Below are 25,447 nucleotides of genomic sequence, written 5' to 3'. Positions count from 1 at the left end.
GGATGGGGGCGGGGTCAGGGTGTGGCCGGTATGCCGATGCCTGCGGTGGCGCGGGCGAAAGCGTGATCGACGGCGCGGGCGACGTCCTGGGGCGACTGCTGGGCGCCGACGACGTGCAGGGGGACTTCGTGCTCGTGCAGGACACGGCGGATCAGGGGGACGCGCTGGCGGAAGCGGGCGAGCCGCTCGTCGACGCTGGCCAGCAGGTCGCCGCGGCGCTGGAGCAGTCGGGCTCCGCAGCGCGCGCAGCGGTCGTAGCCTCCAGGCCCCGGGTGCGCCGGCAGGTGCGGGTCGGGACTGGGTTCGCAGGTGGAGCAGACCCACAGGCCGCGGACGCGGTCGCGGGCGGTGAGGTTGTCCAGGCGCAGTTCGATGACGGCAAGCCCGGCGCCGAAGCGTTGGCGCAGGACCTGCACCAGGTGGGCGGTCTGCACGGCGGAGGCGGGATAGCCGTCCAGCAGCGCTGTTGGCTGCCCGCCCCAGCGGTCCGGGTCGAGCAGGGCTCCCGCTACCAGGACGGTGGCTTGCGGGTCGGTGAGCGAGTCGGGGCCTCCCTCGGCTGCTAGGAGTTCGGCGAAGGCCTCGTCGGTGGCGGCGCGTTGGCGGGCGAGGTCGCGCAAGCTGAGGACCGGCAGGTGGTGGGCTGCGGACAGGTGTTGGACCGCGGTGCTCTTCCCGGAGCCGGTCGGGCCGATGAGTGCGACGAGGGTGGGCGCGCATATGTCGGCCCTCATACTGGGACCTCGATGCGGTAGCGGTCCCCTACGGCGTCCAGGCCCTCGCGGATCTGCGCGTACACCGCATCGGCGAAGCACAGCTCGCGTTCGGTCAGTGGGTCGCCCAGGCACGCGTGGTTCGCGGTGACCTGTTGCGGGGTGGTGAAGCCGGCCAGGACGGCGGTGTGGTCGGCCTGTTGAAGGCTGTAGCGCAGCGCTACCCGGGTGAGGTCCTCGGAGCGGGGGCCGAACTGCTCGCGCAGGAGCTGCAGGCCCGATTCGATCACTGCCAGTCCTGGTTCGGTGAACCAGACCTTGTGGCGGCGGTGGTCGCCCAGCGCGAACGAGGGCGGATGGGCGGGGTCGTACTTCCCTGTGAGGAGGCCCTGGGCGAGGGGCTCGCTCAGAAGGAGTCCGACTCCTTGGCGGGCGGTGAAACTGAAGATGTCCTCGCCGTCGACCAGCGGCGGGGGGCTGAGCGGGTTGAACCGGATCCACAGGAGGTCCGGCCGTACCAGCCGGAAGATCTTCAGGAAGCGGCTGCTGCGGATGTCGGCGGCCTCGGGTCGGTCCGAGCCGTGGGTCTGTGGGCCGCGCATCCCGATGGCTCGGACGAATCCGGCGTCGCGCAGTGCCCGGACCTGGTCGATGGCGTCGCTCAGGTAGCGGTCGTCCTCGCCGAAGTCCATGTTGTGCAGGAAGTAGCCGTCGATGTAGTCGGTGCCCAGGTTGTGGCAGGACTGCTCGAACTGGTGGCGCAGCCTTGGGGTGGCGTAGCTGTGGGGGGCGGTGCCGGGCACGAAGCCGACCTTGGTGGTGATGGTCAGGGCCTCGCGGTCGCATTCGCGGAGCACTTGGCCGAGGAGGCGTTCGGAGTGGCCGTGGCCGTAGACGTCGGCGGTGTCGAAGAGGTCGGCTCCCAGGGCGATGGAGCGGCGCAGTCCCTCCAGTGAGTGGGCGTCGTCGTTGGTCGACCAGCCGATCGGGGAGCCGCTGTTGATGGTGGGGCCGCCGATGGCCCAGCAGCCCACCGCGAGCGGGTTGACGCTCAGGTCCTTGGTCAGCCGGCGGGGTGTCAGGTCGGTTGTCATCGTGGGGCCCTCTCCTCGGGGGGCAGGAGGAAGACCGCGACGACGGCTTTGCCGTCCTCGGCCCTCCACAGGAACCAGTGGTCGGTCAGCGCGGTGACGATCCCCAGCCCCCGGCCGTCCTGGTCGGTGTCGGCTGACTGGCGGGGCGTGACGTCGCACCGGTCGGCGGCGCGGTCGAACACCCACAGCACCAGGCAGTCCTCGTACAGGTCGAGCAGCATCCGTACGGCGCCGTCCGCGTGCTTGCCGGCATTGGCGATCAGCTCGGTGGCCACCAGGACGACGTCGTCGATCCGGGCGTCGCTGGTGCGGGGGCGAAGGGTGCTCCGCAGGGCCCGGCGGGCGACGTTGGTGGGGTGTTCGCACGTGGTGAGGTCCACCCGTTGGTGTTCGGGTGGCCGGTCCAGTGCGCCGGGCCGCTCCAGTACGGCCTGAGCTGGTGCCATCGTGTCCTCCGGTGGTGCCGCGGTGGTCACCGAGGCGCGGACGCCACCGGTGAGGGCCGTCGCGGCCCACTTCCACGGTGCCCGGACGCGACCGGCGTCGGTATGCCGTCCCACTGCCGTTTCACTGCCGTATCGGCGGCGGACCATCCACCATCGGCGGACTGAGAATGCGACGAAACCGGAACATTCCGGGCTGTCTGGCGCGGGAGGCCGGTGAGGGATACGGCAGTGAAACGGCAGTGGGACGGCATACCCGCGCCGAGCTGTGGACGCCACCGTTGAGATCAACCGGTCCGCAGGCGGGCAGCTCCGAGCACCCGCCTGCGGACCGTAGCCAGCGGTCCTGCGGACCGCTGCCCCACCGGCCCTGACGGAGGCATCATCACCGTGCACACCACCGGCGCATCAACGACCCGGCCCGATCCCGTCCGCTGTCACACCCTGGTGATCGGTGCGGGCCCGGGCGGCCTGCTGGCCGCCATCCGGGCGGGCGCACCGTCCGGCGGCGTCGTGGTCCTGGACCAGGGCGCCGACATCGAGGACCGGATAGCGGTGCGGGACGGCGGCGGGGACGAGCGGCAGAACATCACCTCCGGCTTCGGGGGCGCGGGCCTGTTCTCCGACGGCAAGCTGTGCCTGTCCCACCGCATCGGCTCCACCGTGGCGCACCGGTTCCCGCCGGACGAGGTCGAGGCGCGCCAGAACGCCATCGACCAACTGTTCCGCGGGGGCGAGGACGCTCCGCTCCAGGGTGCCGACCCGACCACGGCGGAGCGGTTCGCCGGCCTGGCGGCCGCCCACGGGCTGGACTATCTGCACTACCCCGTGCGGCACATCGGCAGCGACCAGCTGATGCGCATGACCTCCCGGCTGCGTCGGCGGGTCGAGCAGGCCGCGACCGTCCTGTGCGGACACCGGTGCACCGACGTGCGCCCTTCGGCGGCACCCGGGCACCGGTGGGAGGCGTGGGTCCTCGGAACGGCCTGGCCCGAGCCGCTGCCGGTGTACGCCGACAACATCGTCCTGGCCCCGGGCAAGGTCGGTGCGACCTGGCTGCGTGAGCTGGGGACGCGTCTGGACCTGCCCCGCTCCGCGGCCCAGCCCAAGCTCGGCTTCCGGTTGGAGGGGCCGCGCGGGTTCCTGGACCCGCTGCTGGCGGTGGCCACCGACCCGAAGGTGATCTGGAAGGCGGGACCCGGCGGCGCCGAGGTGCGGACCCACTGCGTGTGCTTCGGGGGCGACGTGGTGCCCGCCGCCTATCGGGAACTGACCCTGGTCGGTGGCCACTCGACCAGCGAGCACGGCCAGGACCGCTCCAACACCGCGGTCCTGGCCACCGCGGGCGTCGACGTCCCGCTTTCCGCTGAGCAGGTTCGCGACCTGGTCGCCCGGACCAACGAGGTGTGCGGCGGCCGGGTCATGGCCCAGACCCTCGGCGACTTCCTGGCCGGAGTGCCGACCGGCGGCACCGTCGAACAGGCAGCCGACGGGTTCCGCCCCAGCATCCCCGACGCGGTCACCGGGAACCTGGCCGAGATCTTCCCGCTGCAGGTCACCGCCCTGCTGCGCGACTACCTGCGCCGCCTGGCCGGGCTGTGCCCGCAGGTCCTGCGTGAGCGCAACCTCCTGTACGGACCCGCAGTCGAACGTTGGTCCGACCGCTTCGAGGTGACCGACACCATGCAGTCCCCCGGCCGCCCCGGGCTGTACCTGGTCGGCGACGGCCCGGGACTGACCGGCGGGATCATCGGCGCCGCCGAATCCGGGTGGCTCGCCGGCGACGCCATCGCCGCCGCCCTCCACGCCTCCGTCTGAACACCGGCCCCAAGGACCCCCGATGCGCTCAGCCGTACCAACGCAACTCGCTCCTCTGACCGCCGACCACGCGCCGCTGTGGGACAAGACCACCTTCACGCCCGACGCCTGGACCTACACCCTGAGCCGTGAGGAGATCATCGAGGTCATCGATGCCCTCACCGTCGCCCAGGACCGCCTGCGCGGCCGCGACCTGGCCACTGACCGGCACATCACCACCGACGACTTCCCCCTAGGCCGGCTCGCCGAGCAACTGCGGGCCATGGCCGCTGATGTCGCGGACGGGCGCGGCTTCGCGGTCTTGCGCGGACTGCCGGTCACCCGGCTGACCGAACGCCAGAACGCCGTCGTGCTGCGCGGCCTGGCCGCCCACCTGGGTACGGCCGCCACCCAGTCACGCACCGGCCAGCTCATCCGCGACGTCCGCGCCACCGGCCAGCGACTGGGCGACGCCACGGTACGTGGGCACCAGACCACCGACCGCCTCTACTTCCACACCGATGGCGCCGATGCCGCTGTCCTGCTGTGTCGCACGGCCGCCGCCCAGGGCGGTCTGTCGCGGATCGCCTCCGCCGGCACGGTGCACAACCTGATGCTGCGCTGCTCCCCGCAATGGACCGCCGAGCTGTACCACCCCTTCCACTTCCACATGGCTGGCGGCAACGTCCCCGGTCTGCCCCCGACGTTCGTCTCCCCGGTCTTCTCCGTGCACCGGGGACGCTTCAGCACCCGCTACGTCCCCCACACGCTTCGCGAGACCCCGCAGGTCACCGGAGTTCCCCTGACCGCCGCCGCGATAGCCGCCTTCGACCTGCTGGAGGAGCTGGCGGACGAGACTTCCATCGACATGGAACTGCAGCCGGGCGACCTGCAGGTGGTCAACAACCACGTCGTCCTGCACTCGCGCACCGCCTACACGGACCCGCCGCTCCCGGCCGACCCCCGGCACCTGCTGCGCGCGTGGATCACCTTCCCCCACTACAACGGCCGCAGAGAGGCGGCGGTGGACGAGTACCTGCGCTTCGGCTGGCTGACCGACGAGCAGCAGGCCGAGCTCGCCGCCACCTGGCCGGACCCCGCCGCCGACCCCCTGACGCACCGATGACCCCCTCAACGCCGCCTGTTCAGTGGCGCCAGCAGGTCGTGGGCCAGCTGCACCGTCTTGCCCGCCAGCGCCGCGAGACCCCGGCCGTCATCGACCACGACGGCGTCACCACGTTCGGCGCCCTGTTCGCCCGGGCAGCCGAACAGGCCCGCGCCCGGGAGGCCGGTAGCGCAGCCACCGCGTGGGCCCTGCCCGCAGCGAACACCGCGGTGTTCCTGGCCCAGGTGTGCGCGGCGCTCATGGCCGGCCACACCCCGATCGCGGTGCCGCCGTACACCTCCAAGGAGGCACTCCAGGCCGTCACCCGGGGGCTTGACCTGACCCTCGACAGCGGCTGCCGCCCCTGGAAGGCCGTCTTCAGCATCGACGCCGGCCGCCAGCGCCTGCTGGTCACCCACGGCGAGTCCCCAACGGTTCCCCGCAAAGCCCGCGCCCTGGGCATGCTCCCCGGCGGCTGCGCCCTGATCGCCTCCCCGCTTCACCTCAACGGCCCCCTGGAATTCGCCCTGCGGCAACTGCTCCTGGGCGGAACCGTAGTGCTGCTTCCCCGCTTCAACCCCTCCCGGTGGCGCCAGGCTGCACGCGAGCACCGACCCGACTGGGCGTTCCTGGTCCCCACCCAGCTCCAGCAGGTATGGGACAGCGGCACGGCGCAGCAACTGACAGACGACTGCGCCTCACTGCGGCACCTCGTCCACTCCTCTGCCCCCTGCCCGCCGGACCTGAGCGAACGCCTCGCCCAGTCGCTGGGCCCCGAGCGCGTCGCCGAGTACTACGGCACTACCGCCTACGACGGCACCCTTACCCGCTATCACCGGGCCGCCCACGGCGGAGCTCCGATCCCGGGCGCGGACCTGCGCATTGTCGACGACGCCGGCTGGCCCGTGCCTCCGGGCACCGACGGTGTGATCCAGGGGCGCAGCAGTGCCGGCTTGGTCACGCACTTCGCCGACCAACCGTGCCCGCGCGCCCGCCACTGGCAGTCCAGCGGGGATCGAGGCCGTCTGACCGCGGCGGGGAACCTGGTTCTCACCGATGTCGAGGTGCCCGGGCGGGCCATCGTCGCCGGCGTCAAGGTGGCCCTGGCCACCACTCGCGAGACTCTCGCCGCCCATCCCGACGTCCACCACGCCACCGTCGCCGTACGTGCCGACCGGCGCTTCGGCGCTTTACTCACGGCATCGGTGACCGCCCGCACGCCCGCCCTCACCGCTGCGGACCTGCGGCGCTGGTGCGCGAGCCGGCTGACCGCACCGCAGCGCCCGTACCACTACGACGTGACTGCGCTTCAACTCCCCGATTCCTGCGACCCCCTGCGAGAAGGACATGCCTGTCTGTGAGCTGTGCCAGGCCATCGACCCCGCCGTCCGGGACTGCTCACTGCAGCGCCACCTGCACTCCGGGCAGCAGCGGATCGTCACCTCCAGTCGCCACGCCACGGCGGTGCCGACCATCGGAGCGTTCACTCCCGGCTACCTCCTGGTGGTTCCCACCCGTCACGTCCCCTCCCTGGGCCTGCTCAGCGACGAGGAGCTGATGGGGGTGGAGCACCTGAGCCGCGAAGTTGCCGACCGGCTCCACTTCGCCTACCGGCGCCCGATCCTCGCCTTCGAGTACGGCCTCAACCTCCCCCGGGGCCGACGTATCGCCCACGGGCACCTGCATATGCTGCCCACCACCGCCGACCTGGCCCACTGGCTGCAGGACCGACTCGAGGGCTACGAGATCACCGGCCTGACCGGGCTTCCTCGAACCGCAGATGCCTCCTACATCGCCGTGCAGGACCAGAGCGGGGAACTGACGTGCTACCCGGTCCCCAACGACGCCGAACCGCGGCTGCGCCTTCGGGAGGTCGTCGCCGCCTTGGATCCGCGCATCGAGGACACCGCATGGGACTGGCAGCGCCACCCCTTCCCGGAGCAGATGCGGGCCACCGTCGACGACCTCCTGCCGCTGCCCCGCGTCGGCGCCGTACAGCCCCAGCCGGCGGTGACAAGGTGACCGAACAGGCGCCCGAGCTGGACTTCGCGTCCCTGTGGCGGCGCATCGCCACCGATCACCCGGACCGCCCCGCCCTGATCCACGCCGAGCTGACGTGGACCTGGCGACGCTTCGACGCGCAGGCCGCCACCCTCGCCCAGCACTGGCGCAGCAGCGGCCTCCAGCGGGGCGACGTCGTCGCCCTGGCGCTGCCCAACCGGCCCGAGCACCTGATCTGCCTGGCCGCCTGCCTGCGGATCGGCCTGGTGCCGGCCGCTGTCAACTACCGCTACACCGGACCGGAACTGACGCAGCTGCTTCAACTCCTCGCACCAGCGGCCATCGTCTACGCGACCGAGCACCACGACGCCGCCGCCGCGGCCCACCGGCATCTGCCCGATGCGCAGTGGATGAGCGTGGGTGCCGATGGCGCCGCCTGGGCCGATCCGCTCGCGGAAATCCTGCAGGGCCCGGCCCCCGGGCACGACCCGCTGCTGTCGGGGCCCGACGACGTCTTCATCAAGTCCACCGGCGGCACCACCGGGCGCCCCGCCGCACTGCGCTGGCGGGTGGGCGACATGACCGCCAACCTGACCACCAACAACCCCTGGCTGCCGCGCCTGGAGGGGCACCTGCCCGCCGTTGGGCCCGTCCCGGTCGCCGACGCCCGCCTGCTGCTGGCCAGCCCCCTGATGCACGGCTCGGGTCAGACCCGAGCCCTGGGAGCACTGAGCGCCGGCGGGTGCGTGATCACCATGCCCGTGCTCAGCACCGGCGCGGTCTGGCGAGCCGTCGAACATCGCCGCCCCGACACCCTGGCCATCGTCGGCGACCCGATGGCCCGCCCGCTGGCACGCAGCCTGGAACGGCACCCCACCCGGTGGGACCTGCGTTCGCTGACCACCATCACCTCCTCGGGCGCGACCTGGAGCGCGAGCGTCAAGGAGCAGCTGCTCACCCATCTGCCGGCGGTCTGTCTGGTGGAGACCCTGGGCGCGACCGAGGCCACCGGCCTTGGCGCCAGCACCGCCGTCGCAGGACAGGTCCCGGCCACAGGAACGTTCACCCTGGGGCCCCGCGCCCTAGTCCTGCTGGACGACGGGGCCCGTGCCCGGGTCGGGCAGATCGGGCAGTTGGCGGTCGCGGGTCCCCACCCGCTGGGTGTGCACCCCGCCGGAGAGCTGCCTGCCCACCGCTTCACCGACAACGGCGCCGAGCGGTATCTGCTGTCCGGCGACCACGTCCGTCTGCTCGACCTGCGCCAGGTTCTCCTGCTGGGACGCGACAGCGACTGCGTGAACATCGGCGGAGAGAAGGTCTATGCCCCCGAGGTAGCCCAGGCCCTCCTGGAGCACGCCGCCGTGCTGGACGCGGCAGTCCTGCCGCAGTCGCACCCGGTGCTCGGGCACACCCTGGCGGCACTGGTCGAACTGGACCCCGGTGTCCCTGAACCGGACCTGCGCGCGCACCTGGAACGCGAGCTGGCCCCGTTCAAGATCCCCCGCACGCTCGTGCGGGTCGACCGGGTGCCGCGCACCGCGGCGGGCAAGCTGGACCTCGCCGCGGCCCGCGCCCAGCTCACCATTGCCCCCGCCCCATCTCCCGCCAAGGACTCCGCCATCGCCGCCGACACCCGTTCCGACGCCTTCGCCCACCTGGTCTCGGTCGCCGAGCACGAGCAGCACCTGCTCGAAGGCGCTCTCGCGTCGCTGTTCACCGATCCGGCCCTGGACGAGACCATCAGCAAGGCCCTCGGCTACCCGGACTGGCCCCAGCCGCTGACCCTCCTGCCCGTGCTGGCCCCCGAACTCGCCGACTCCACCCCGGCCCTGTCCGCCTACCTGGCTTACTCGAGCCGCGCCACCGGCGACGTCATCGAAACCGTGGCCCGCTGGGGTTGGCCCAGGAACGACCGCGAGGACCAAAGCGTCGTGGACGCGGTCTGGCTGCTGATGCAGCATGCGGACACCGGCGGCGAGGCCCGCACCGAACTCCTCGCCGAGGCCACCCGGGCCGTCGCCTCCGGCCGCACCGACCCGCGGCATGTAGCCCTGCTCGCTGACCGGATCCAGTCCCTGGCCGGCAAGCCCCAGCGCTACGGCACCTTCGTCCTGGTCCGCGACGAGGAGCCGCGCTTCCTGTATCCGCTGGACGGGTCCACCGCCGACGTCGACGAGCGGCGTCGCATCATCGGCATGCCCACGCTCGCCCAGGACCTGGCCCACGCCTTCAGCCCTATCACTCCCTACGGTGCGGGGCGCTCGACCACTGTCAACCCCTACCGCCCACACCGTCGGGCCGACGAGTCCCGCCCCCAGCACCCCGGCTACGCGCTGCCCTTCGAGCCGCTGCCCGCGGGCACCGTCCCGGTCTACCTGGCCGCCACCTTGCGGCACCGCAACGAGATCCTGCGCCTGCGCGCCAGCCTGCCGCAGCCGCTGTACTCCAGCGCCCGATGGCTGGACTTGGACCCGCTGACCCGGGCCAGCTGCGGGTACGACTCCGGGATAGCGCTCAACCGGCTCGCCGCACGCCTGTGCCTGGCCGATGTCGCACGCTCGAAGATCCTCATCGGGTTCGGCATGACCCGCCGCAGCGCGGGGCTCAGTACCGAGATCGGCTGTGCTCTGGCGCACCAGGTGCCAGTGGTCTACGTCGGCGAGCCGTCCTGCTCGTTCGACATGCTGCCCGAGGTGGCCATGGTTCCGGACGTGGCCTCGGCGCTGAACCTGGCGACGCGCTGGGCAGCGGACTGAGCGCCCAGCAGTTGGGGTCGATCCTGGAGCCTGCTCCAGGACCGACCCCGCGCACGGCGAAGGTCAGCGCACGGCCGGAGGGGCGGACATCGCCAGTCCGATCATGTGCTGCCACACCACGTCGCCCGCGCCGTCCAGCGCCTCCTTGGCCTTGCGCTCCTCCGCGGTGAGCACGCCCAGGCCGGCGCGTACCTCGTAGGGCAGGTAGTCCATGGCCAGGCGGCGGCCCACGTAGTCCATCACCGAGCTGACCTGACGGATCTCGGGGTCGTTGGTCATCCCGGCCGGCTCGAAGCGCATGTTCACGTACTCGCTGACGAAGACATCCAAGGGGACGCCGTGCTGGAGTCCGCGGGTGATGGTCGTCGAGAAGGCGTCCATCATCCCCGCCAGCGTCGATCCCTGCTTGGCCATCCGCACCATGACCTCGACCGGGGCACCCGCGTCGGTGCAGGAGACCGTCAGATATCCCTTCCCCTCCCCGACGTTGAAGGACTGGGTGAGCGAGTGCAGTCGGCGCGGTGGCCGCCGGAAGGGCCGCGGCACCACCGGCGCCTGGTCGACCGCACGCGCCGGGCTGCTTACGGAACGTTCCACCATCGAAAGGTCCTCATCAGGGTCAAGTAGGGCAGACAGAAGCAAGCACCACAAGCTGTGGTACTGAATGGCGGTAAGGCCACTACATGTAGTGGCCTTACCGTAGGGGTGCGAGGTGCCCGCCGCCAAGTCCGGCACGCCGCGGTTCGGTGATTGCCCTGCTCAGCCCGGGCGAATTCATGTTCGAAGCCGTCGTACCGTCACTTTTACGTAACGCCAGCGGAGTTGGGGCGGTCACTCAGTGGGCCGCGAGCCGTGGCAGTGACCGGACCAGGACAGCGGGATGCTCCCGCTGGAGGTCTTCGAGTTCTTCCAGGACGCGCCGGCGGAAGTCCGGGCGGCCGGCCCACAGCGGGCTTGCCGCGTAGGTGTCGCTCTGCGCCCACTGCCGCTGGGTCCGACCGTCGTCCTCGGTCGCGCCGAACAGGGCCTCGTACATCTCGGTCGCCGGGAACGGCGTGAAGAAGTGGTGCTTCTGCTGGTTGTGCGGAAGCCGGGCCAGGTCCTGGAGCAGACGCAGGGTCAGGGCGCTGTCCTCCTCGCTCTCCTCAGGAAGGTCGTGGATCCAGCTGGTGAGCTGGACGATGCCCGCGGCCGAGAGCATCCGGCACCCGTCGACGGTGTCCTTGACGGTCGCCTGCTTCCGCATCAGCTTCAGCATCCGGTCCGAGCCCGATTCGCATCCGACGAAGATCGCCGAAAAGCCCACGTCGCGCAGCCGGGCCAGGTCGATGTGCCGGGCCAGCGCCACGACGTCCTTGGCGCGCATGTTCGCCCGCAGCTGGATGCACAGGCCGCGCCGCTCCATCAGCTCCACGATCTCGATCACCCGGGCGGTGTTGGTGGAGAAGTTCGGGTCGAGCAGGCTGATCTGGTCCGGGGTGTACCGCTTCCACAGGGCCTCGAGTTCGGTGACCACTCGCTCGGCGCCCAGCGCCTTCCAGCGCCGCAGGCTGGTCTGCGGCTCGCTGCAGAACGTGCACGGATGCGGGCATCCGAACGAGGAGATGTAGGACAGGTCGCGGACCTCCTCGGTGTAGTACGCCTCGACGGGCACCAGGCTGTAGTCGGTGGCGGGAAGCGTGTCCGGGTCGACGGCGAATCCGTAGGCGGTGGTCAGCACCCGCGGGCGCAGCCCGGTGCCCCTGAGTTCGCTGCGGCCGTCGGTGAACGCGAGGTTGGGGATCCTCCCCAGGGCCTGGGTATCGGTCAGGCTCCCGCCGCTCTGGGCCAGTTCGGCCAGGGCGACCGCGGCGGCCTCGCCGGGACCACGGACCACGACCTCTGCCAGGCCCTCGCCAACGATGCCTCCGTACGCGAGCGAGGCGTGGTAGCCGCCCCAGACCACCGGCACGCCGATGGCGTGCGCGCGCACGATGTCGATGGCCTCCAGCACGTTGCCGATGCTGGGCCCGGTCATACAGGTCACTCCGACGTACAAGGCTCCCTGGGCCTGCTCTCGAAGGCGCTGGCGCCAGCCCGCGTCGATCTGGCAGTCGATCACCACCGGTTCGTGGCCGGCGGCCTTGAGAGCGGTGCCCACGGTCAGGACCGACAGCGGGTGCCAGGCGTAGTCGGACTCACCGGTGGCCAGCGGGTCCACGCCGGCGAACAAGACGATCTTTCCCATGAGCGGTCACACTCCAAGCTGCGTCCACCGTCCACGCCGGACGGGGTACGGGCCACTCAGCCTTGTGCGCGGCGCTCGGCGTGGGTATGCCGTCCCACTGCCGTTTCACTGCCGTATGCGGATACGCAGCGGCAGCGCGCGGCCGTCCGATGACTTGTCGCACGTCCGCCAAGCGGGTTGCGGGGTTGTCAACCCCTGGCGAGAAGTAGTTATGGCCGCGGCCGGATGCCGTCGTCGGCGCGACCGGCCGCACCGAGAGGCAGCAGAGCCGCGAAGGGCCTCTGATCAGCGGCGATGTGTCCCTCTTCGATTCAGGTCCCTGAGTTTCGATCCCGCATGCGGTCAAGGAACGCCGAGATACGGCAGTGAAACGGCAGTGGGACGGCATGTCGACGCCGGATTTCGCCAGCCAGGCTGGTCTTCGTGCGAACGGGTCGGTGCACTTCGACGGATCCACGGTCGCGGGGCCGATTCCTGGCCCCGTGCCGGGTGCTGTTCCCGCGCCGTTCGCCAGCCAGCGTTTTCCGACCGTGTGTAGAAAGGCCGCCCGTGCTCGCCGAACAGCACAACCCGCTCGCGTTGCAGCGCGGCAGCGTGCGCCCCGCTGGGGTGCAGAACTATCTCCTCGGCGGCAAGGACCACTTCGCGGCCGAGCGGACGCTGGCGGAAGCGCTCATCGCGACCGTTCCGAACCTGCGCCATGCCGAGCAGGGCAACCGGAGGTGGCGCTCGCGGACGGTGGCCCGCCTGGTCGGCGAGGAAGGCGTGCTCCAGTTCCTTGACCTGGGCGCGGGGTTCCCCGACAGCGAGCACACGCACGTGGTCGCCCAGCAGGCCGCCCCCACCGCGCGAGTGGTCTACGCGGACGCCGAGCCGACCGTGATGGTCCACGGACGGGCTTTGGACGTGGGCAGCCCCGAGGGGGAGCTGACCCATCTCACGCTCGCGGCAGCCTTTTGCTACGCCGACCTACTCCAACTGCTGGCTGTGCAGTCAGTTCTGGACCTTTCCCGGCCCGTGGCGGTGCTGGCCTGCGGCTTCCTCCAGTACGCCCCGGATCTGGTCGCCGCACAGGCCCAGATCGCCGCCCTGGTCTCCGCGCTGGCGCCCGGAAGCTACCTGGCTGTCAGCCACCCGCTCTCCGAGGGGCCGACCCATGGGTGGGGACTCGGCAGCGAGGCCTATCGAGAGGCCGGACTCCGTTTGCAGACGGTCACCCTGTCGGCTGTCCGCGGGTATCTCGCGGGCCTGGATCTGGTCGGGCCCGGCTGGCAGCCGACATCCGACTGGCTCAGCGGCGACGACAAGGCACCCGAACCTGCCGGCGATTCGGAGTACTGGGCCGCCATCGGTCGGAAGCCATGAGCGATCACCTCCCCTACCTTCGAGCCCCTGCATTGGAGTGCGTGATGACCTCCGCTGACACGCGGTTGCCGTGGAGCGTGCGATTCGGCCGTGAGTACTCGCAAGTATCGGCCTACCCGGGTGCCGGTTCCGGCGACGTCATCCAGACCGGCCTGGCCCTGGGCATCCGCGCGAGCGAGGCGCTGCGCCAGGGTCAGCAGCGCGTGGGACCGGTCCGCTGCTGCCTGACCCACTCCCTCGCGCACATCGCTGTCGAGCGCGGGACCGCCCGGCGCTGGCACGCCCCACAGACCCTGGGCCAGGTCGGCCGGGCGGTCTGCGAACCGGGCGGTCCCGTTTACGGGCACTGCCAACTGCTGTGGATCGCCCCCTACGGCCAGGAGTACGCCACAACTGACGGGGCGGCTCTTCACCACACCCTGGCCGTTACCCGCTCTCGAGGGCGGTACGCGGCATGACCATCCTCTCCGGGAGCCCGCAGGCAACTGAGCAGCTCGGCAGCAGGACTTCTCGTGACCGTCTGGTACTGCCTCATCCGCGTGGGAATCTCGGAGAGGCGGCACACGCGGGTCGGCGACCCGCTGAGCTTCCACCGCTCCGGCTCCTCTCCCACGCCAACCAGCACGACCCCCCTGCGGATGGCCGCGCGCTCGCCCGGTCAACTGCGCCTCCAGACCGGTTGCCGGGGACGGATCGACTCGCTGTCCCCCACCGAGTACGGGTCCGCCCCGGCAACCGTCCCCACTCTCACCAGGACGTCCAACCATGCTGATACCCGACGCACTCGGCGTCGCGCTGACCGCAGGCACCGCCGGGTCTCTGGTCACCGTGCCATGGCTGATCACTGCACGACGGCGTGCAGCGCGCGCCGAACGCGCACGCAGCACGGCGGAGGCTGACGCACGATCGCTCACCGACCAACTGTCGGCGGCCAACACCGAGGCGGCCTCGCGGCTGGCCACGTTGACGGCCGTCGCCGAGGAGAACCGGCACCTGGTGACCACCAGGCTGCCGGCCCGCATCTCCCAACTGGCCCACCCGCACGTCCCGGTCCCGCCGCTGCTGCACCACCAGTTCGCAGACAGTGACCTGGACCTGCAGCACCGTGCCGTACTGGACCAGGTCGGCAGCGCTGTGGTCAACGAGCGGATCCGCGTGGACGAGGCAGCCCAGGACATCCTGCGCGGCACCGCGGCCGGCGCCCGCACGCTCTCCCAGCAGATCCAGAAGATCCTCATCCAGGCCCAGAACGACTTCGAGGACCCGGATGTCCTGCAGACCCTGCTCGACCTCGACCACCTCAACGAACGCATCAAGCGCTTGTGGCAGCTGCTGGCGATCGTCTGTGGGGACACCACCGGCCTGTCCCTGATGGACACCCACCTGGAAGACCTCGTCGCGGGAGCACAAGCCCGCTTGGACGCCTACCAGTTGATCAAACCGGTGAACAACCTCGACGCCCGACAGCGGCTGGGTGTGGCCGCGCACGCCGCAGAGCCCGTGGCAGTGATCCTGGCCGAGCTGATGGCGAACGCCACCTTCTTCTCCACCGGCACCGTGCCGGTCTCCGTCGAGATCCACCAGACCGCCACCGGCGCCCTGGTCATCATCGACGACGCAGGACCCGGCATGCATCCCGAGGACCAGGCCTTCGTCGCGAAGGCGGTATCCGAACGCTGGCGGGTCCTGCTCACCGAGCTCGGCTCCCCGCCGCGCCTGGGCTTCGCCGGAATCGGCCGCCTCCTGCGCGAGTTCCCCATCACGCTCCAGATGTCGGTGTCCCAGTACGGCGGCGTGCACGCGGCCGTCCACATCCCCAACGACCTCCTCGTACAAATCAGCCCCCAGCACCCCGTCTCGGCCGCAGCAGCGCTCCCGGTTGGCCTGCTGCGCGAACAGGCGCACGTGGTGACACCGCAGTCCGTCCTGGATCCCCCGAGTACCGCCGCCGGACTACCGCGCCGCAGTCGGCAGCAGCCAGACCCCGCCCCCGGCCCGACGTCCGGCCCCACACCGCAGCCCCGCAGCCCCGAGCAGGTTCGGGACCGGTACGCGCACCTTCAGCAGGCCACCCGGCAGGGCCGAGGGAACACCGATGAAAGCGCTTCGACCGCACCGTATGGAGGCAGCCCGTCATGACCCAGAACCCGTTCACCAGGAACCGGCCCGACCACTCCGCGTGGGCCGAGCGCCTGCGCCAAATGGACCAGAGCATCGTGCGCGCGCTGTTCATCACCGATGACGGCATCCGAGCCGGCGCGGACTCCTCCATGAACATCGACACCCAGGACAGTGTGGCGAGCGTGGGCTCGGGACTGCACAGCTGCGCGAAGGCCACAGCCGGCGCGATGATCCCGGCCGAGGTCGGGCCGCTGGAGGTCAAGCAGATCATCGTCGAGACGAACCTGGGCTACCTGATGCTGATGGACGCCGGCGAGCACACCAGCCTGATCGCGCTGACCGAGGCCGACGCCAACCTGGGCAATGTGGCGTTCTCGATGCTCAAGCTCCTCGGGTCGGTCGGCAAGGGCGTGGGTGCCGACCACCGGAGCGCCCAGCCATGACCTTGCGGCGGCAGGCCCCGCGGACCGTGCCCGCGTACCTGGCCACGCAGGGCCGCAGCTCCACCCACCGCAACACCTTCGACCAGCTGACGCGGCTGCTGCGCAGCGGGAACTACGTCCCACGCGGACTGGACCCACCGCATCACCGGCTGCTGGACCTGCTGGCCGGCGGCACGCTGACGCTCGCCGACGCAGCCGCCCACCTGCGACTGCCGGTGTCCGTGCTGCGGGTGCTGGCCGGCGACCTGCTCGACCAGAGCCTGATCGAGGCCATTCCGCCCGCTGCCCTTCCTCCCGTCGACCTCCTGGAGAGACTGCTCGATGGACTCATCAAGGCCCGTGACCGAGAGCCCGTCCAGTAGCCCGGCCTACCTCAGCGAGGAGGCCCGGTACCTGGTCAAGCTGGTGGTCGTCGGCGGCCTGGGCGTGGGCAAGACCACGATGGTCACCACCGTCACCGAACTCAGGTCAGTGACGACCGACGAGGTGATGACCGTCGCGAGCGCGGCCGTGGACAACCTGCAGTTCACCCCGCAGAAGACCACGACGACCGTCTTCATGGACTTCGGCCGACTGACCCTGCCCCCGGGCGACATGGTCCTGTACCTGTTCGGCTCACCGGGACAGGACCGGTTCAAGGACGCCTGGCAGGACCTGTCCACGGGCGCGCACGGCGTCCTGGTCCTGCTCGACGTCCGCCGCCTGGACGACAGCTTCGCCGCCCTGGACCTGGTCGAGCGCAGCGGTCTGCCGTACTGCGTGGCCGTCAACCAGTTCCCCGAATCCCCCGAAGTCTCCGAGGAGACGCTGCGCGACCACCTGGACCTGCACCCAACGACGCCCCTGGTGCTGTGCAACGCCCTCGACTTCCGCTCCTCCGTCGACGCCCTGATCGCCCTGGTCCGCCACGCCCTGTCCCGCTCCCGCCTGGAAGCCGCCTCGTGACACAAGCCCTGACCCTCCCCAGCGCCTACCAGCTGTTCACGCCGCACTTCGCCCAGAACCAGCAGGCCTACTACGCGCATATGCGCGAGAACTGCGGTCCGGTCGCCCCGGTTGAGATCGCCCCCGGCGTCTTCGGACACCTGGTCATCGGCTGGTGGGCGGCCCTCGACCTCCTGCGCGACACAACCACCTGGACGAAGGACCCGACCACCTGGGCCCAGAGCATGCCGCAAGACTCCCCCGTCCTGGGCATGCTCGGCCCCAGGCCCAACCCCCTGTTCACCGACGGGCCCGTGCAGCAGCGCTACCGGCGGGTCATCAACGACTGCTTCAGCCTGGTCGAACCCCACCACCTGCGCGACCTGGTCCGGGAGGTCGCCGACGGCCTGATCGACCAGTTCGCCGGGACCGGCAAGGTCGACCTGATCAGCGGCTTCTCCCGCCCACTGCCTTCCTACGTCTTCAACCGCCTCTTCGGTCAGCCCGATGCGGACGCCCCCCGGCTCGTGGCAGCCCTGGCTGGCCTGATGGAAGGAGAGGAAGGAGCGGCCCGCGCCACCGCGGAGTTCGAGCAGTACATGGGGCGGCTCATTGGCGCCAAGACCGTACTCCGAGGCCAGGACCTCACCTCTTGGATCATGGACCACCCCGAGCAGTTGACCCAGGAGGAGGTCCTGCACAACATCGTGCTCGCCGTCGGTGCAGGCCAGGAGCCCACCACCAATCTGATCGCCAACACCCTGGCGCTCATGCTCAGCGACGCGTCCTACTACACCGACGTCTCCAACGGCGCCCTGGCCACCGAACACGCGGTGGCCCGCATCCTGCGGGACCGGCCGCCGATGGCCAACTACGGCGCCCACTACGCCCGCCGGGACGTCACCTTCCACGGCACCACGATCCCCGCCCAGACCCTGGTGCTGGTGTCCTTCGCCGCCGCGAACGGCGATCCGGCCGGCCCCGGGGCCGACCAGCCCTCGGGTGCCGGCGCTCACCTCGCCTGGTCCGCCGGGCCGCACGCCTGCCCGGTACGCCGGGACGCGCTGCTGATCGCGACCACCGCGATCGAGCAGTTGATCCGCCGGTGCACCGACTTGGAACTGGCCGTCAGCCCTGACCAGTTGGAGGCCCGGATCGGCCCGTTCCACCTCGCCTACGCCCACCTCCCGGCCCGATTCACCCCGATGAAGACCACTCGAAAGGCAGGTACGCCCGCATGGCCCGGCAACCCGTTCACGTCATCGACCCGACCGGCAGCAACATCCCCGCAGAAGCCGCCCACCTTCGCGAACTCGGCGACCTCGTCCTGGTCGAGCTGCCCGGCGGGATACGCGCCTGGGCCCCCACCCGCCACCGGCTCCTGAAATCCCTGCTCAGTGACGACCGCGTCAGCAAGGACCCCCGCCAGCACTGGGAGCTGTGGCGCAGCGGCTGGCTGGCCAGCCACCCCGAGGCCCACTGGGCCTACAACTGGACCGGGGTGCAGAACATGTTCACCGCCTACGGACCGGACCTGGGAAGGCTCCGCAAGCTCGTCTCGCCGGCGTTCACCGCCCGGCGCACCGCCGCCATGCAGCCGGCCATCGACAAGCTCACCGGCGACCTGCTCGACGCCCTGTCCCTCGTGCCGCCCGGGGAGCCGGTCGACCTGCGGGCCCGGTTCGCGCACCCGCTGCCGATGGGCGTCATCTGCGACCTGTTCGGCCTCCAGGAAGCCGAACGCACCGAAGTCAGCCGCTTCATCGAAGTGATCATGGACACCACTACCGCGCCCGAGCAGGCCGGCACGGTCCTGGCCAGGACGCAGACCGCCCTGGCCGGACTCGTGGCCCGCAAACGGGAAACCCCTGGAGAGGATCTGACCAGCACCCTGATCGCCGCCCGGGACACCGACGACGACCGGCTGAGCGAGCAGGAGCTCGTCGACACCCTGGTACTCATCCTGGGCGCCGGCCACGAGACCACGGTCAACCTGATCGGCAACGCCGCCGTCGCGCTCCTGGACCACCCCGACCAGCTCGCGAAGGTCACCTCGGGCGAGGTCCCCTGGAGCAACGTGGTCGAGGAGACGCTGCGCTGGGCCCCGTCGATCACCCACCTGCCGCTGCGGTTCGCCGTCAGCGACATCGACGCCGGCGGCGCCACCGTCAAGGCGGGCGAGGCGATCCTCGGCACCTTCGGCGCGGTCGGCTGGGATCCCGAGTTCCACGGGGACAGCGCCCACCTGTTCGACGTTACCCGCACACCGAGCAAGCACCTGGCCTTCGGCCACGGCGTCCACCACTGCCTCGGCGCACCGCTCGCCCGAGCCGAGGCCGTCACCGCGCTGCCCGCCCTGTTCCAGCGCTTCCCCGAGATGCGGCTGGCCGGGCCAGTCGCCGAGATGGCCCCGTTCCCCTCCTTCGTCTCGCACGGCCACCGCGCCCCGATGGTCCACCCCGGACCGGCCGCCTGAACTACCACCCCTGAAACCGACAACCAGGAGAGCCAGGAGAGCGTCTTGCCCATTCCGGAGCACGATCGCGGCGACACGGTGACCGTCGCGTGCTGGAACGTGGAGCACAACGGCCACGACCACGGCGGCGAGGACCACCGCCGCCACCACGCCTACGACGTCCTGGCCGCCTACCAGCCCTCGATCGTGCTCCGGCAGGAACTGACGCACGCCCACCGTGACGGACAGGCCCACCTGTTCCAGGAGGCGAACCGCCTGGGCCTGTTGGCCTTCCTCGCCCCGGGCACCCCGGAGAGCGACAACCCCACCGGGGTGTTCATTGACCCACAGCTCTTCGAACCCCTCGCGCACTTCCAGCACGTCACCGGCACCTGGCACCCGATCTGCAACCCGGTGGTCCGGCTCAGGGGAGCCGTCCGCCCACTGTCCCTCGCCTCGTTCCACCTGTGCTCCCACGACCCGGCCACCCGCTCCTCGGAAGCCAAGCGCCTGACCGTGCTGGGCGCCCCCGGACGCTCGGCCATCCTCGGGGGCGACACCAACTCCTACCCCCACCGGCTCGCGGACGAGTCCGTGCCCCTGCCGCAGTGGGACCAGGTCACCGACGCGTCCCACTACGAGCACCGCACCGTCGAACGGGAGGGCCGCCGGGTCAGCGACACCCAGCCCGACGAGATCCTCGCCGGCGGCAAGCACGTCTTCGTCGACACCGGCCACTACGCCGCCACCACCCTGGCCCAACCACACGCCCTGGCTGCGACCGCCAGCCTCCACCGCACCGATCAAGGCGGTCCCCAGCGCATCGACCGGCTGTACTGCACTCCCGACCTCGCCCCGGCGCTGCTCAGCGTCGAGGCCATGGCCGACGCGGCCGTGCGTGAGGCATCCGACCACGCCCTGATCATCGCCAGGTTCAGCCTGTTCGGCCTGCGCCGTGCTCTGTCACCGCCCCCAGCCGCAGGCGGTTCGCCGTGACCGCCCCGGGCACCGCCGAACAGCTGCCGCCAACCACTGCCGGCCCGGGCCAGACCCGCCCGGCGCACCCCTCAGAAAGGACACCGTGAAGACGACGATCAACGTGGCGACGTGCAACTTCGAGGCCAACGGCAAGGGCGACCGCCAGTTATGGCAGAAGATGCACGACCACCTGGCCGCCCTGAGCCTGGACCTGCTGCTGCGGCAGGAGACCTGGGACGCCCTGGACCACGGCGGGGAACTGCACGAGGCCGCCAAGACCGCTCTGGCCATGGACGGTTGGATCGGCCAGCGCTGCTGCACCGGCGTGTACGCGAACCCGCTCACCTTCGACCCCCTGCGCGGCTGGTCGCACGACGTCGGCCCGATGTGGGCGCTGCCGCCCACAGTCCAGGCATTCCGGCTGCGCGCCGCCGGGCCCCAGTCGCTGCCCCTGATCGCTGCCTCCTACCACCTCGCCTACAACAACGCGGATCAGCGCCTGCTCGAAGCCCGCGACGCGACCCGCTGGCCCGACAAATGGTGGCCGCTGGAGGACCGGCGCAGCGTGCAACTGCCCGTACTCATCGGCGGCGACCACAACTCCGACCCGCAGGCCGGGGCACCGGGCGAGCCGGCCCAGCGCGACCTGTCGACCATTCTTGACCGGGTCCATCTCGCGCACCGCACCTACCTCGCCCCCGACGGCACACTCGTCCTGGACGACCGCCCCGACCGGGTTCTGCGCATCGCGCTGGACGACATCGCCCGGCACCTCGCCGAGCGTCCGGGACACGGCCGCAAGCTCACCCCCACCGTGCACGGCAGCGACACCCAGGGCGCCGGATCGCGGATCGACCGCATCTACGCCAGCCCCCTGCTCCTGCCCGCCCTGGTCGACGTCGAGGTCATCGACGCGACCGGCCTGAGCGACCACCACATCGTGCTGGGCCGCTTCGACGCGGAAGCCCTCGCCGAGATCCTGCGCCACCCGCAGCCCCAACCCGCCGACCGGATCTCGCCGGCCACGGCGCCCTGAGCGCCGGGGCTCCAGCCCCGGCCGGCCGCCGGAGCCCTCCTTCCGATCCGCCACGACCGCTGTCGTCCCCACGACCTGCGGCACTCGAAAAGGGGCGTGAAGCTACCCATGGACGCACGACGAACCGGGACCGGAGCGGCTCCGGTCCCGGACGGCGCTGGCACGGCGCGGCAGGACGACAGCGCGGCCACCTCACCTGGTGAACGTCCCCCGATCCCGGCGGACCCCTCGGGGGGCGTGGGGCGGCGGTGCGCGGATCATCCCGACGACCAGGACTGCTGGGCCAAGCACGCCCACGTGGCCTACGTGGACCAGCAGCTGGCCGGCTACACCACCGACGGCTACCCCGTCGACATCGACCTGGCGGCGGCACTGCTGGCGCTGGACCCGACTCAGCGCCAGGCAGTCCTGGACCGCAAGAAGTTCGGATCGGCTACTACGCGACGGGCAGCAGAGAGCGGCATCACCCAGTTTCTCGACCTGGGCTGCGGCTACCCCCTCCCCTACCGTCCCCGCCGGCGCTCCCGTTCCCGCCCGAGCAACATCCACGAGACGTTCGAGGAGGTCAACGGGCGCACCGGCGCGCGCATCGTGCACGTCGACAGCGACCCGATGGTAATCGCGTACGCCCGGGCGGTCCTGGACTCCTGGCCGCACCAGGTCGGCTGCCTGCAAGCCGACATCTCGGACATCGACCTCGTGCTGGGCTCACCCGCGGTCACCGGGAACATCACCGCGGACCGCCCCGTCGCGGCACGCCTGCACGCGGCCCTGGAGTGGATCGGGGACGACGAAAGCGTCGCCGCCGTCATCGACAGGCTGTGGCAGTGGCTGCCGTCCGGCAGCTCCCTGTCCCTGACCCACGCCATCACCGACCACGCCCCTGAGCGGACCGCTGCCCTGGTCCAGGCGTACCAGACGGCCGGGCTGCCGTGGTACCCGCGCAGCCTGGCTGATCTGACCGGGCTGACGGCAGGCCTGCCACCGGGTGACGCGGCCACTGACCAGCAATGGGCGGCCGGCCCCGTTGGCGAGGCCGCGCGCCGGACCACCTCGTCAGTCTTCGCCACCACCGCGGTCAAGCCGTGATCACCGTTCCGCAGGCAAGCACAGCCGCTTCCGACCACTCGACGCCTCGACCGGCTCTCCGACGAAGGGCGACCCCATGACCGGCACACTGGCGACCCACGCTGAACTGCTGCGGCTCCACCAGACGCTCGACCTCGCCGCCCCCGCCGCCGGCGCACCGCCGGCGGACCTGGCCCTGCTGCTCGTGACACCGCAGGCGCTGCGCGCACGCATCGAGCAGCACCTCGACGGGCGAGTGGGGCGCGTACGGGTCGCCGGGGCACTGGACCGGCGACTGATCCTGCTGGAACGCCCGGACGGAACCTGGGTGATGGCCGACCTGTCGGGCCGTCCGCACAACTCGCGCCGCTGGCCGGCCTGGGCCGCGGCCCACCTGACCGCTCATACCCCGCACTCCTGGCTCTCTGTGGCCGACATGGACGAGCAGGCGCTCCTGCGCCTGTCGCGTCCGGACGTCCTGCTCGCGGCGCTCTACCACCCCGAGACGTTCCCCCTGCCCCGCTTTGCCCTGGGGATCAGCGACGTCGCCCGCGCCGCGCGGGCTACCCTGCTGGGAACCGTGGCGCTGACGGACATGCAGTTGGGGACGACCGTGGAGGACCTGGTCAAGCAGATCACCACGACCACCCCGGACATCCTGGGCATCGGCGCCACCTTCGGCCAGCACGACCTGCTCGTGGAAGTCCTGGATGCGGCATTCGCCCTTCCCGAGCCCCCCACCGTCGTCGTCGGCGGCAGCCTGGTAGCGCGCAACGAGGCCCTGCTGCTCTCCCGCTATCCGCACCTGCTGATCGCCCGCAGCGGCGGCGAGGCCACGATCGAGGGCCTGCTCGGCCGGTGGCACGGCGACGAGGACCTGCACGACATACCGGCCCTTGGCTACAACGGGGCCGCCCGCGGAGGCGCCCTGGCACTGACCCCGCGCCGCACCGCCAAACCCACCGCCCGAGAGGCCGCCTCCGACATCCTTCCCGAACTCGACCTGCTGCCCGCCACGTTCGCCCACCACGGAGTCGCCCAGCTCGAGGCCAGCCGAGGCTGCACCAACTCGTGCAGCTTCTGCCCGCGCAGCCACAAGGGCAACTGGGCAGAAGGCCCCTTGGACAAGCTGCGGTGGATGCTCGGCCAACTCGACCAGGTCTTCACCCGCCACCCCGACGTCTCCCGGACCCTCTACCTGGTAGACGAGGAGTTCATCGGTCGCGAGGACGGAGCGGTCCAACGCGCCCTGGCCGTCGCCGGCGCCGTCCACGACGCCGGCTTCAAATGGGAGTCCAGCTGCCGTATCGACCAAGTCGTACGCACCGACCGGGACCAGGCCTGGCACGTGGAGCGGGCCGCCATGTGGCGCGGACTGGTGGACGACGCGGGCCTGCGCCGGATGCTGTTCGGCGTGGAGTCGGGCGTCGACAGCATCCTCGAGCGATTCAACAAGGAGACCCTCGCCGACCAGAACGCCCTGGCGATCCGCACGCTGTCCGCGCTGGGCGTTCCCACCCGCTACACCTACATCACCTTCGACCCGCTGATGACGCTGCAGGAGCTCAAGGAGAGCTACGCATTCCAGGGCCGAACCGACCTGCTGCTGCGCCCGCTGCCGGAACTGACGCCCGCCCAGGTCGTGGAGGGCGTGCGCGATGCCGCCACGGTGACCGCGTGGAGTACCGGACGCCCGCTGCACACGGCGATCAGCTACATGCTCGTGTCCATGGAGTGCCTGCTGGGCGCCGCCTACACCCGCAAGGCCCAGGCCGCCGGCCTGACCGGGGCCGCGCGCCCGTCCATGGGCCGCGTCGATGCCCGGTACGCGGACTGGCGCATCGGGGTCGCCAGCAGCTGGGCGCAGCTGTGGGTCGATCGCAACTTCGCCCTGGACTACACCCTCAAGAGCTTGGAGAAGATCCTGGACGGCGATCCGCGCAGCGCGGTCCGCGGCGCGCGGGTGGTGCTCAAGGACGCCGCCTACGCCGTGCTCGGCGACATGATCACCGCCATCGAGGCATGGCCCCTCCAGCCGCCCGCGGGGGGCGAAGATGGACTGTCCCAGCGGATCCGCGTCCTGCTGGAGGACCGGATCGAGGTGCTGCGCGGCCACATGGCGGCCGTCGTGGACGAGGTCGGGGCACGGCTGCCTGCCGGGCACGCGGGGACGTTGCGGCGCGAACACGCGCGATGGGCCGGTGCGACCGGTTGGACGCTGATCAACGCGGCGGACCCCTGTGGGACCTGACCGCGCCGACCAGCTCCGCCGCAGTCGGCGCGGTGGAGCTCCCGGGCTCTCAGTGGTCGCCGGCCTTCTCGGGGATGGGCACCCAGTTGAACTCCGGGCAGAACCGGCCGTAGGTCACCAGCTTCCACGCGGCGTAGTCCTCCAGGCGCCCCGAGGAGCGCAGCAGGTGCTTGACCCAGGTGTGGGCGATCCGCTCCGGCTGCGTCATGGTGTCCGCGATCTGGTCGAGCATCCGATTGGCGACCGTGAAGTCCTCGGGCGCCAGGGCGCTGAGGTCGACCTCGACGTCCTCCAGCTCGAAGGCGAAGACGAGTCGGGTGGTGGTGGAGGAGGTGTTGCGCTCGCCGAGGAACCGGGCGTGCTCGCTCATCGCCTCCATGAGCTCGGCGCGCCGCTCGACCGGGTAGCCGATGCCCAGGTCCAGGTCCGAGGTCTCCAGGTTCAGCCCGATGCCGAAGCTGCCGACGTCGCGCGGCTCGAAGCCGGTCCACTGTCGGATCAGGTCGCCGGCGTGGGCTCGGACCCGGTGCAGGCGTTCGTCGTGCACACGCATGGAGGCGTAGAACTCCTGCGCGCGGGAGAACTCAGCGGGGCTGAAGTCCTCGGGTTCAGCCCACCGCTTCGCGGTGATGGCGTCCAGGTCCAGGGCTGTGGGATGAAGTGTCGTCAC

At 71.0% G+C, this 25,447-nt stretch carries 23 protein-coding genes; 17 read left to right on the top strand and 6 right to left on the bottom strand.

Annotated elements, in window-relative coordinates; all coding sequences use genetic code 11:
* Positions 1 to 14 precede the first annotated feature (14 nt).
* Genes ABH941_RS28920 through ABH941_RS28910 form a run of 3 tightly spaced genes read right to left on the bottom strand, consistent with a single transcriptional unit; the run spans position 15 to position 2,253 of the window.
* The gene (locus ABH941_RS28920; RefSeq protein WP_370132502.1) at positions 15 to 734 is read right to left on the bottom strand and encodes a nucleoside monophosphate kinase; all 720 of its coding nucleotides are present in this window, start codon (positions 732 to 734) and stop codon (positions 15 to 17) included.
* Positions 731 to 1,807: an aldo/keto reductase gene (locus ABH941_RS28915; protein WP_370132501.1), complete on the bottom strand. Its 1,077-nt coding sequence runs from the start codon at positions 1,805 to 1,807 to the stop codon at positions 731 to 733. The genes ABH941_RS28920 and ABH941_RS28915 overlap by 4 nt, the downstream gene beginning before the upstream one ends.
* Positions 1,804 to 2,253: an ATP-binding protein gene (locus ABH941_RS28910; protein WP_370132500.1), complete on the bottom strand. Its 450-nt coding sequence runs from the start codon at positions 2,251 to 2,253 to the stop codon at positions 1,804 to 1,806. Before ABH941_RS28910 ends, ABH941_RS28915 begins: the two co-directional genes overlap by 4 nt.
* 387 nt (positions 2,254 to 2,640) lie before the next feature.
* On the opposite strand from ABH941_RS28910, the gene ABH941_RS28905 reads away from it, so the two are divergent.
* Genes ABH941_RS28905 through ABH941_RS28885 form a run of 5 tightly spaced genes read left to right on the top strand, consistent with a single transcriptional unit; the run spans position 2,641 to position 9,909 of the window.
* Entirely contained in the window at positions 2,641 to 4,068 is a 1,428-nt protein-coding gene (locus ABH941_RS28905; RefSeq protein ID WP_370132499.1) for an FAD-dependent protein, read from the top strand.
* Between the two features lie 22 nt (positions 4,069 to 4,090).
* On the top strand, positions 4,091 to 5,173 hold the full coding sequence (locus ABH941_RS28900) for a TauD/TfdA family dioxygenase (protein ID WP_370132498.1): 1,083 nt from the start codon (positions 4,091 to 4,093) through the stop codon (positions 5,171 to 5,173).
* 38 nt (positions 5,174 to 5,211) lie between these two features.
* Positions 5,212 to 6,513, top strand: coding sequence for an AMP-binding protein (locus ABH941_RS28895; RefSeq protein WP_370132497.1), 1,302 nt, complete (start codon positions 5,212 to 5,214; stop codon positions 6,511 to 6,513).
* Positions 6,500 to 7,174, top strand: coding sequence for an HIT family protein (locus ABH941_RS28890; protein WP_370132496.1), 675 nt, complete (start codon positions 6,500 to 6,502; stop codon positions 7,172 to 7,174). Before ABH941_RS28895 ends, ABH941_RS28890 begins: the two co-directional genes overlap by 14 nt.
* Positions 7,171 to 9,909 (top strand): AMP-binding protein, encoded by a 2,739-nt coding sequence (locus ABH941_RS28885; RefSeq protein ID WP_370132495.1) that lies wholly within the window; start codon positions 7,171 to 7,173, stop codon positions 9,907 to 9,909. Before ABH941_RS28890 ends, ABH941_RS28885 begins: the two co-directional genes overlap by 4 nt.
* A gap of 63 nt (positions 9,910 to 9,972) precedes the next feature.
* Here the strand turns inward: ABH941_RS28885 and ABH941_RS28880 are convergent, their stop codons facing one another.
* Positions 9,973 to 10,509 carry a ribonucleoside-diphosphate reductase gene (locus ABH941_RS28880; RefSeq protein ID WP_370132494.1) on the bottom strand — a complete coding sequence of 179 codons (537 nt, stop codon included), beginning with the start codon at positions 10,507 to 10,509 and terminating at the stop codon, positions 9,973 to 9,975.
* Positions 10,510 to 10,744: 235 nt separating this feature from the next.
* Positions 10,745 to 12,136: a radical SAM protein gene (locus ABH941_RS28875; RefSeq protein WP_370132493.1), complete on the bottom strand. Its 1,392-nt coding sequence runs from the start codon at positions 12,134 to 12,136 to the stop codon at positions 10,745 to 10,747.
* 549 nt (positions 12,137 to 12,685) lie between these two features.
* On the opposite strand from ABH941_RS28875, the gene ABH941_RS28870 reads away from it, so the two are divergent.
* The 12 genes from ABH941_RS28870 (at position 12,686) to ABH941_RS28815 (ending at position 24,777) form a co-directional block, all read left to right on the top strand.
* Positions 12,686 to 13,501, top strand: a complete 816-nt coding sequence (locus tag ABH941_RS28870; RefSeq protein ID WP_370132492.1) for an SAM-dependent methyltransferase — start codon at positions 12,686 to 12,688, stop codon at positions 13,499 to 13,501.
* A 44-nt stretch (positions 13,502 to 13,545) separates the two neighbouring features.
* Positions 13,546 to 13,959: a hypothetical protein gene (locus tag ABH941_RS28865; protein WP_370132491.1), complete on the top strand. Its 414-nt coding sequence runs from the start codon at positions 13,546 to 13,548 to the stop codon at positions 13,957 to 13,959.
* Between the two features lie 307 nt (positions 13,960 to 14,266).
* The gene (locus tag ABH941_RS28860) at positions 14,267 to 15,640 is read left to right on the top strand and encodes a hypothetical protein (RefSeq protein ID WP_370132490.1); all 1,374 of its coding nucleotides are present in this window, start codon (positions 14,267 to 14,269) and stop codon (positions 15,638 to 15,640) included.
* A complete protein-coding gene (locus ABH941_RS28855; protein WP_370132489.1) occupies positions 15,637 to 16,065 on the top strand; it encodes a roadblock/LC7 domain-containing protein in 429 nt (142 codons plus the stop codon). The genes ABH941_RS28860 and ABH941_RS28855 overlap by 4 nt, the downstream gene beginning before the upstream one ends.
* On the top strand, positions 16,062 to 16,427 hold the full coding sequence (locus ABH941_RS28850; RefSeq protein WP_370132488.1) for a DUF742 domain-containing protein: 366 nt from the start codon (positions 16,062 to 16,064) through the stop codon (positions 16,425 to 16,427). Before ABH941_RS28855 ends, ABH941_RS28850 begins: the two co-directional genes overlap by 4 nt.
* Positions 16,405 to 17,010, top strand: a complete 606-nt coding sequence (locus ABH941_RS28845; RefSeq protein WP_370132487.1) for an ATP/GTP-binding protein — start codon at positions 16,405 to 16,407, stop codon at positions 17,008 to 17,010. The genes ABH941_RS28850 and ABH941_RS28845 overlap by 23 nt, the downstream gene beginning before the upstream one ends.
* Entirely contained in the window at positions 17,007 to 18,374 is a 1,368-nt protein-coding gene (locus ABH941_RS28840; RefSeq protein WP_370132486.1) for a cytochrome P450, read from the top strand. Before ABH941_RS28845 ends, ABH941_RS28840 begins: the two co-directional genes overlap by 4 nt.
* Positions 18,272 to 19,465, top strand: coding sequence for a cytochrome P450 (locus tag ABH941_RS28835; RefSeq protein WP_370132651.1), 1,194 nt, complete (start codon positions 18,272 to 18,274; stop codon positions 19,463 to 19,465). The genes ABH941_RS28840 and ABH941_RS28835 overlap by 103 nt, the downstream gene beginning before the upstream one ends.
* 45 nt (positions 19,466 to 19,510) lie before the next feature.
* Positions 19,511 to 20,440 (top strand): endonuclease/exonuclease/phosphatase family protein, encoded by a 930-nt coding sequence (locus tag ABH941_RS28830; protein WP_370132485.1) that lies wholly within the window; start codon positions 19,511 to 19,513, stop codon positions 20,438 to 20,440.
* An 85-nt stretch (positions 20,441 to 20,525) separates the two neighbouring features.
* Positions 20,526 to 21,458 (top strand): endonuclease/exonuclease/phosphatase family protein, encoded by a 933-nt coding sequence (locus ABH941_RS28825; protein WP_370132484.1) that lies wholly within the window; start codon positions 20,526 to 20,528, stop codon positions 21,456 to 21,458.
* Between the two features lie 108 nt (positions 21,459 to 21,566).
* On the top strand, positions 21,567 to 22,547 hold the full coding sequence (locus ABH941_RS28820; RefSeq protein WP_370132483.1) for an SAM-dependent methyltransferase: 981 nt from the start codon (positions 21,567 to 21,569) through the stop codon (positions 22,545 to 22,547).
* Between the two features lie 76 nt (positions 22,548 to 22,623).
* Positions 22,624 to 24,777, top strand: a complete 2,154-nt coding sequence (locus tag ABH941_RS28815; protein ID WP_370132482.1) for a radical SAM protein — start codon at positions 22,624 to 22,626, stop codon at positions 24,775 to 24,777.
* 49 nt (positions 24,778 to 24,826) lie between these two features.
* On the opposite strand, the gene ABH941_RS28810 is transcribed toward ABH941_RS28815, so the two are convergent.
* Complete coding sequence (locus tag ABH941_RS28810) at positions 24,827 to 25,447, bottom strand: hypothetical protein (protein ID WP_370132480.1); 621 nt, start codon at positions 25,445 to 25,447, stop codon at positions 24,827 to 24,829.

Source organism: Streptacidiphilus sp. EB103A, from assembly GCF_041261405.1.
GTDB lineage: Bacteria > Actinomycetota > Actinomycetes > Streptomycetales > Streptomycetaceae > Streptacidiphilus.
This window is presented reverse-complemented; position numbering and strand designations above follow the sequence as displayed.

What these genes read in the sequence shown, in the direction of transcription:
- ABH941_RS28920 (WP_370132502.1), bottom strand. Translation starts at nt 734, where the DNA reads ATGAGGGCCGACATATGCGCGCCCACCCTCGTCGCACTCATCGGCCCG.
- ABH941_RS28915 (WP_370132501.1), bottom strand. Translation starts at nt 1,807, where the DNA reads ATGACAACCGACCTGACACCCCGCCGGCTGACCAAGGACCTGAGCGTC.
- ABH941_RS28910 (WP_370132500.1), bottom strand. Translation starts at nt 2,253, where the DNA reads ATGGCACCAGCTCAGGCCGTACTGGAGCGGCCCGGCGCACTGGACCGG.
- ABH941_RS28900 (WP_370132498.1), top strand. Translation starts at nt 4,091, where the DNA reads ATGCGCTCAGCCGTACCAACGCAACTCGCTCCTCTGACCGCCGACCAC.
- ABH941_RS28890 (WP_370132496.1), top strand. Translation starts at nt 6,500, where the DNA reads ATGCCTGTCTGTGAGCTGTGCCAGGCCATCGACCCCGCCGTCCGGGAC.
- ABH941_RS28880 (WP_370132494.1), bottom strand. Translation starts at nt 10,509, where the DNA reads ATGGTGGAACGTTCCGTAAGCAGCCCGGCGCGTGCGGTCGACCAGGCG.
- ABH941_RS28875 (WP_370132493.1), bottom strand. Translation starts at nt 12,136, where the DNA reads ATGGGAAAGATCGTCTTGTTCGCCGGCGTGGACCCGCTGGCCACCGGT.
- ABH941_RS28865 (WP_370132491.1), top strand. Translation starts at nt 13,546, where the DNA reads ATGACCTCCGCTGACACGCGGTTGCCGTGGAGCGTGCGATTCGGCCGT.
- ABH941_RS28860 (WP_370132490.1), top strand. Translation starts at nt 14,267, where the DNA reads ATGCTGATACCCGACGCACTCGGCGTCGCGCTGACCGCAGGCACCGCC.
- ABH941_RS28855 (WP_370132489.1), top strand. Translation starts at nt 15,637, where the DNA reads ATGACCCAGAACCCGTTCACCAGGAACCGGCCCGACCACTCCGCGTGG.
- ABH941_RS28850 (WP_370132488.1), top strand. Translation starts at nt 16,062, where the DNA reads ATGACCTTGCGGCGGCAGGCCCCGCGGACCGTGCCCGCGTACCTGGCC.
- ABH941_RS28820 (WP_370132483.1), top strand. Translation starts at nt 21,567, where the DNA reads ATGGACGCACGACGAACCGGGACCGGAGCGGCTCCGGTCCCGGACGGC.
- ABH941_RS28815 (WP_370132482.1), top strand. Translation starts at nt 22,624, where the DNA reads ATGACCGGCACACTGGCGACCCACGCTGAACTGCTGCGGCTCCACCAG.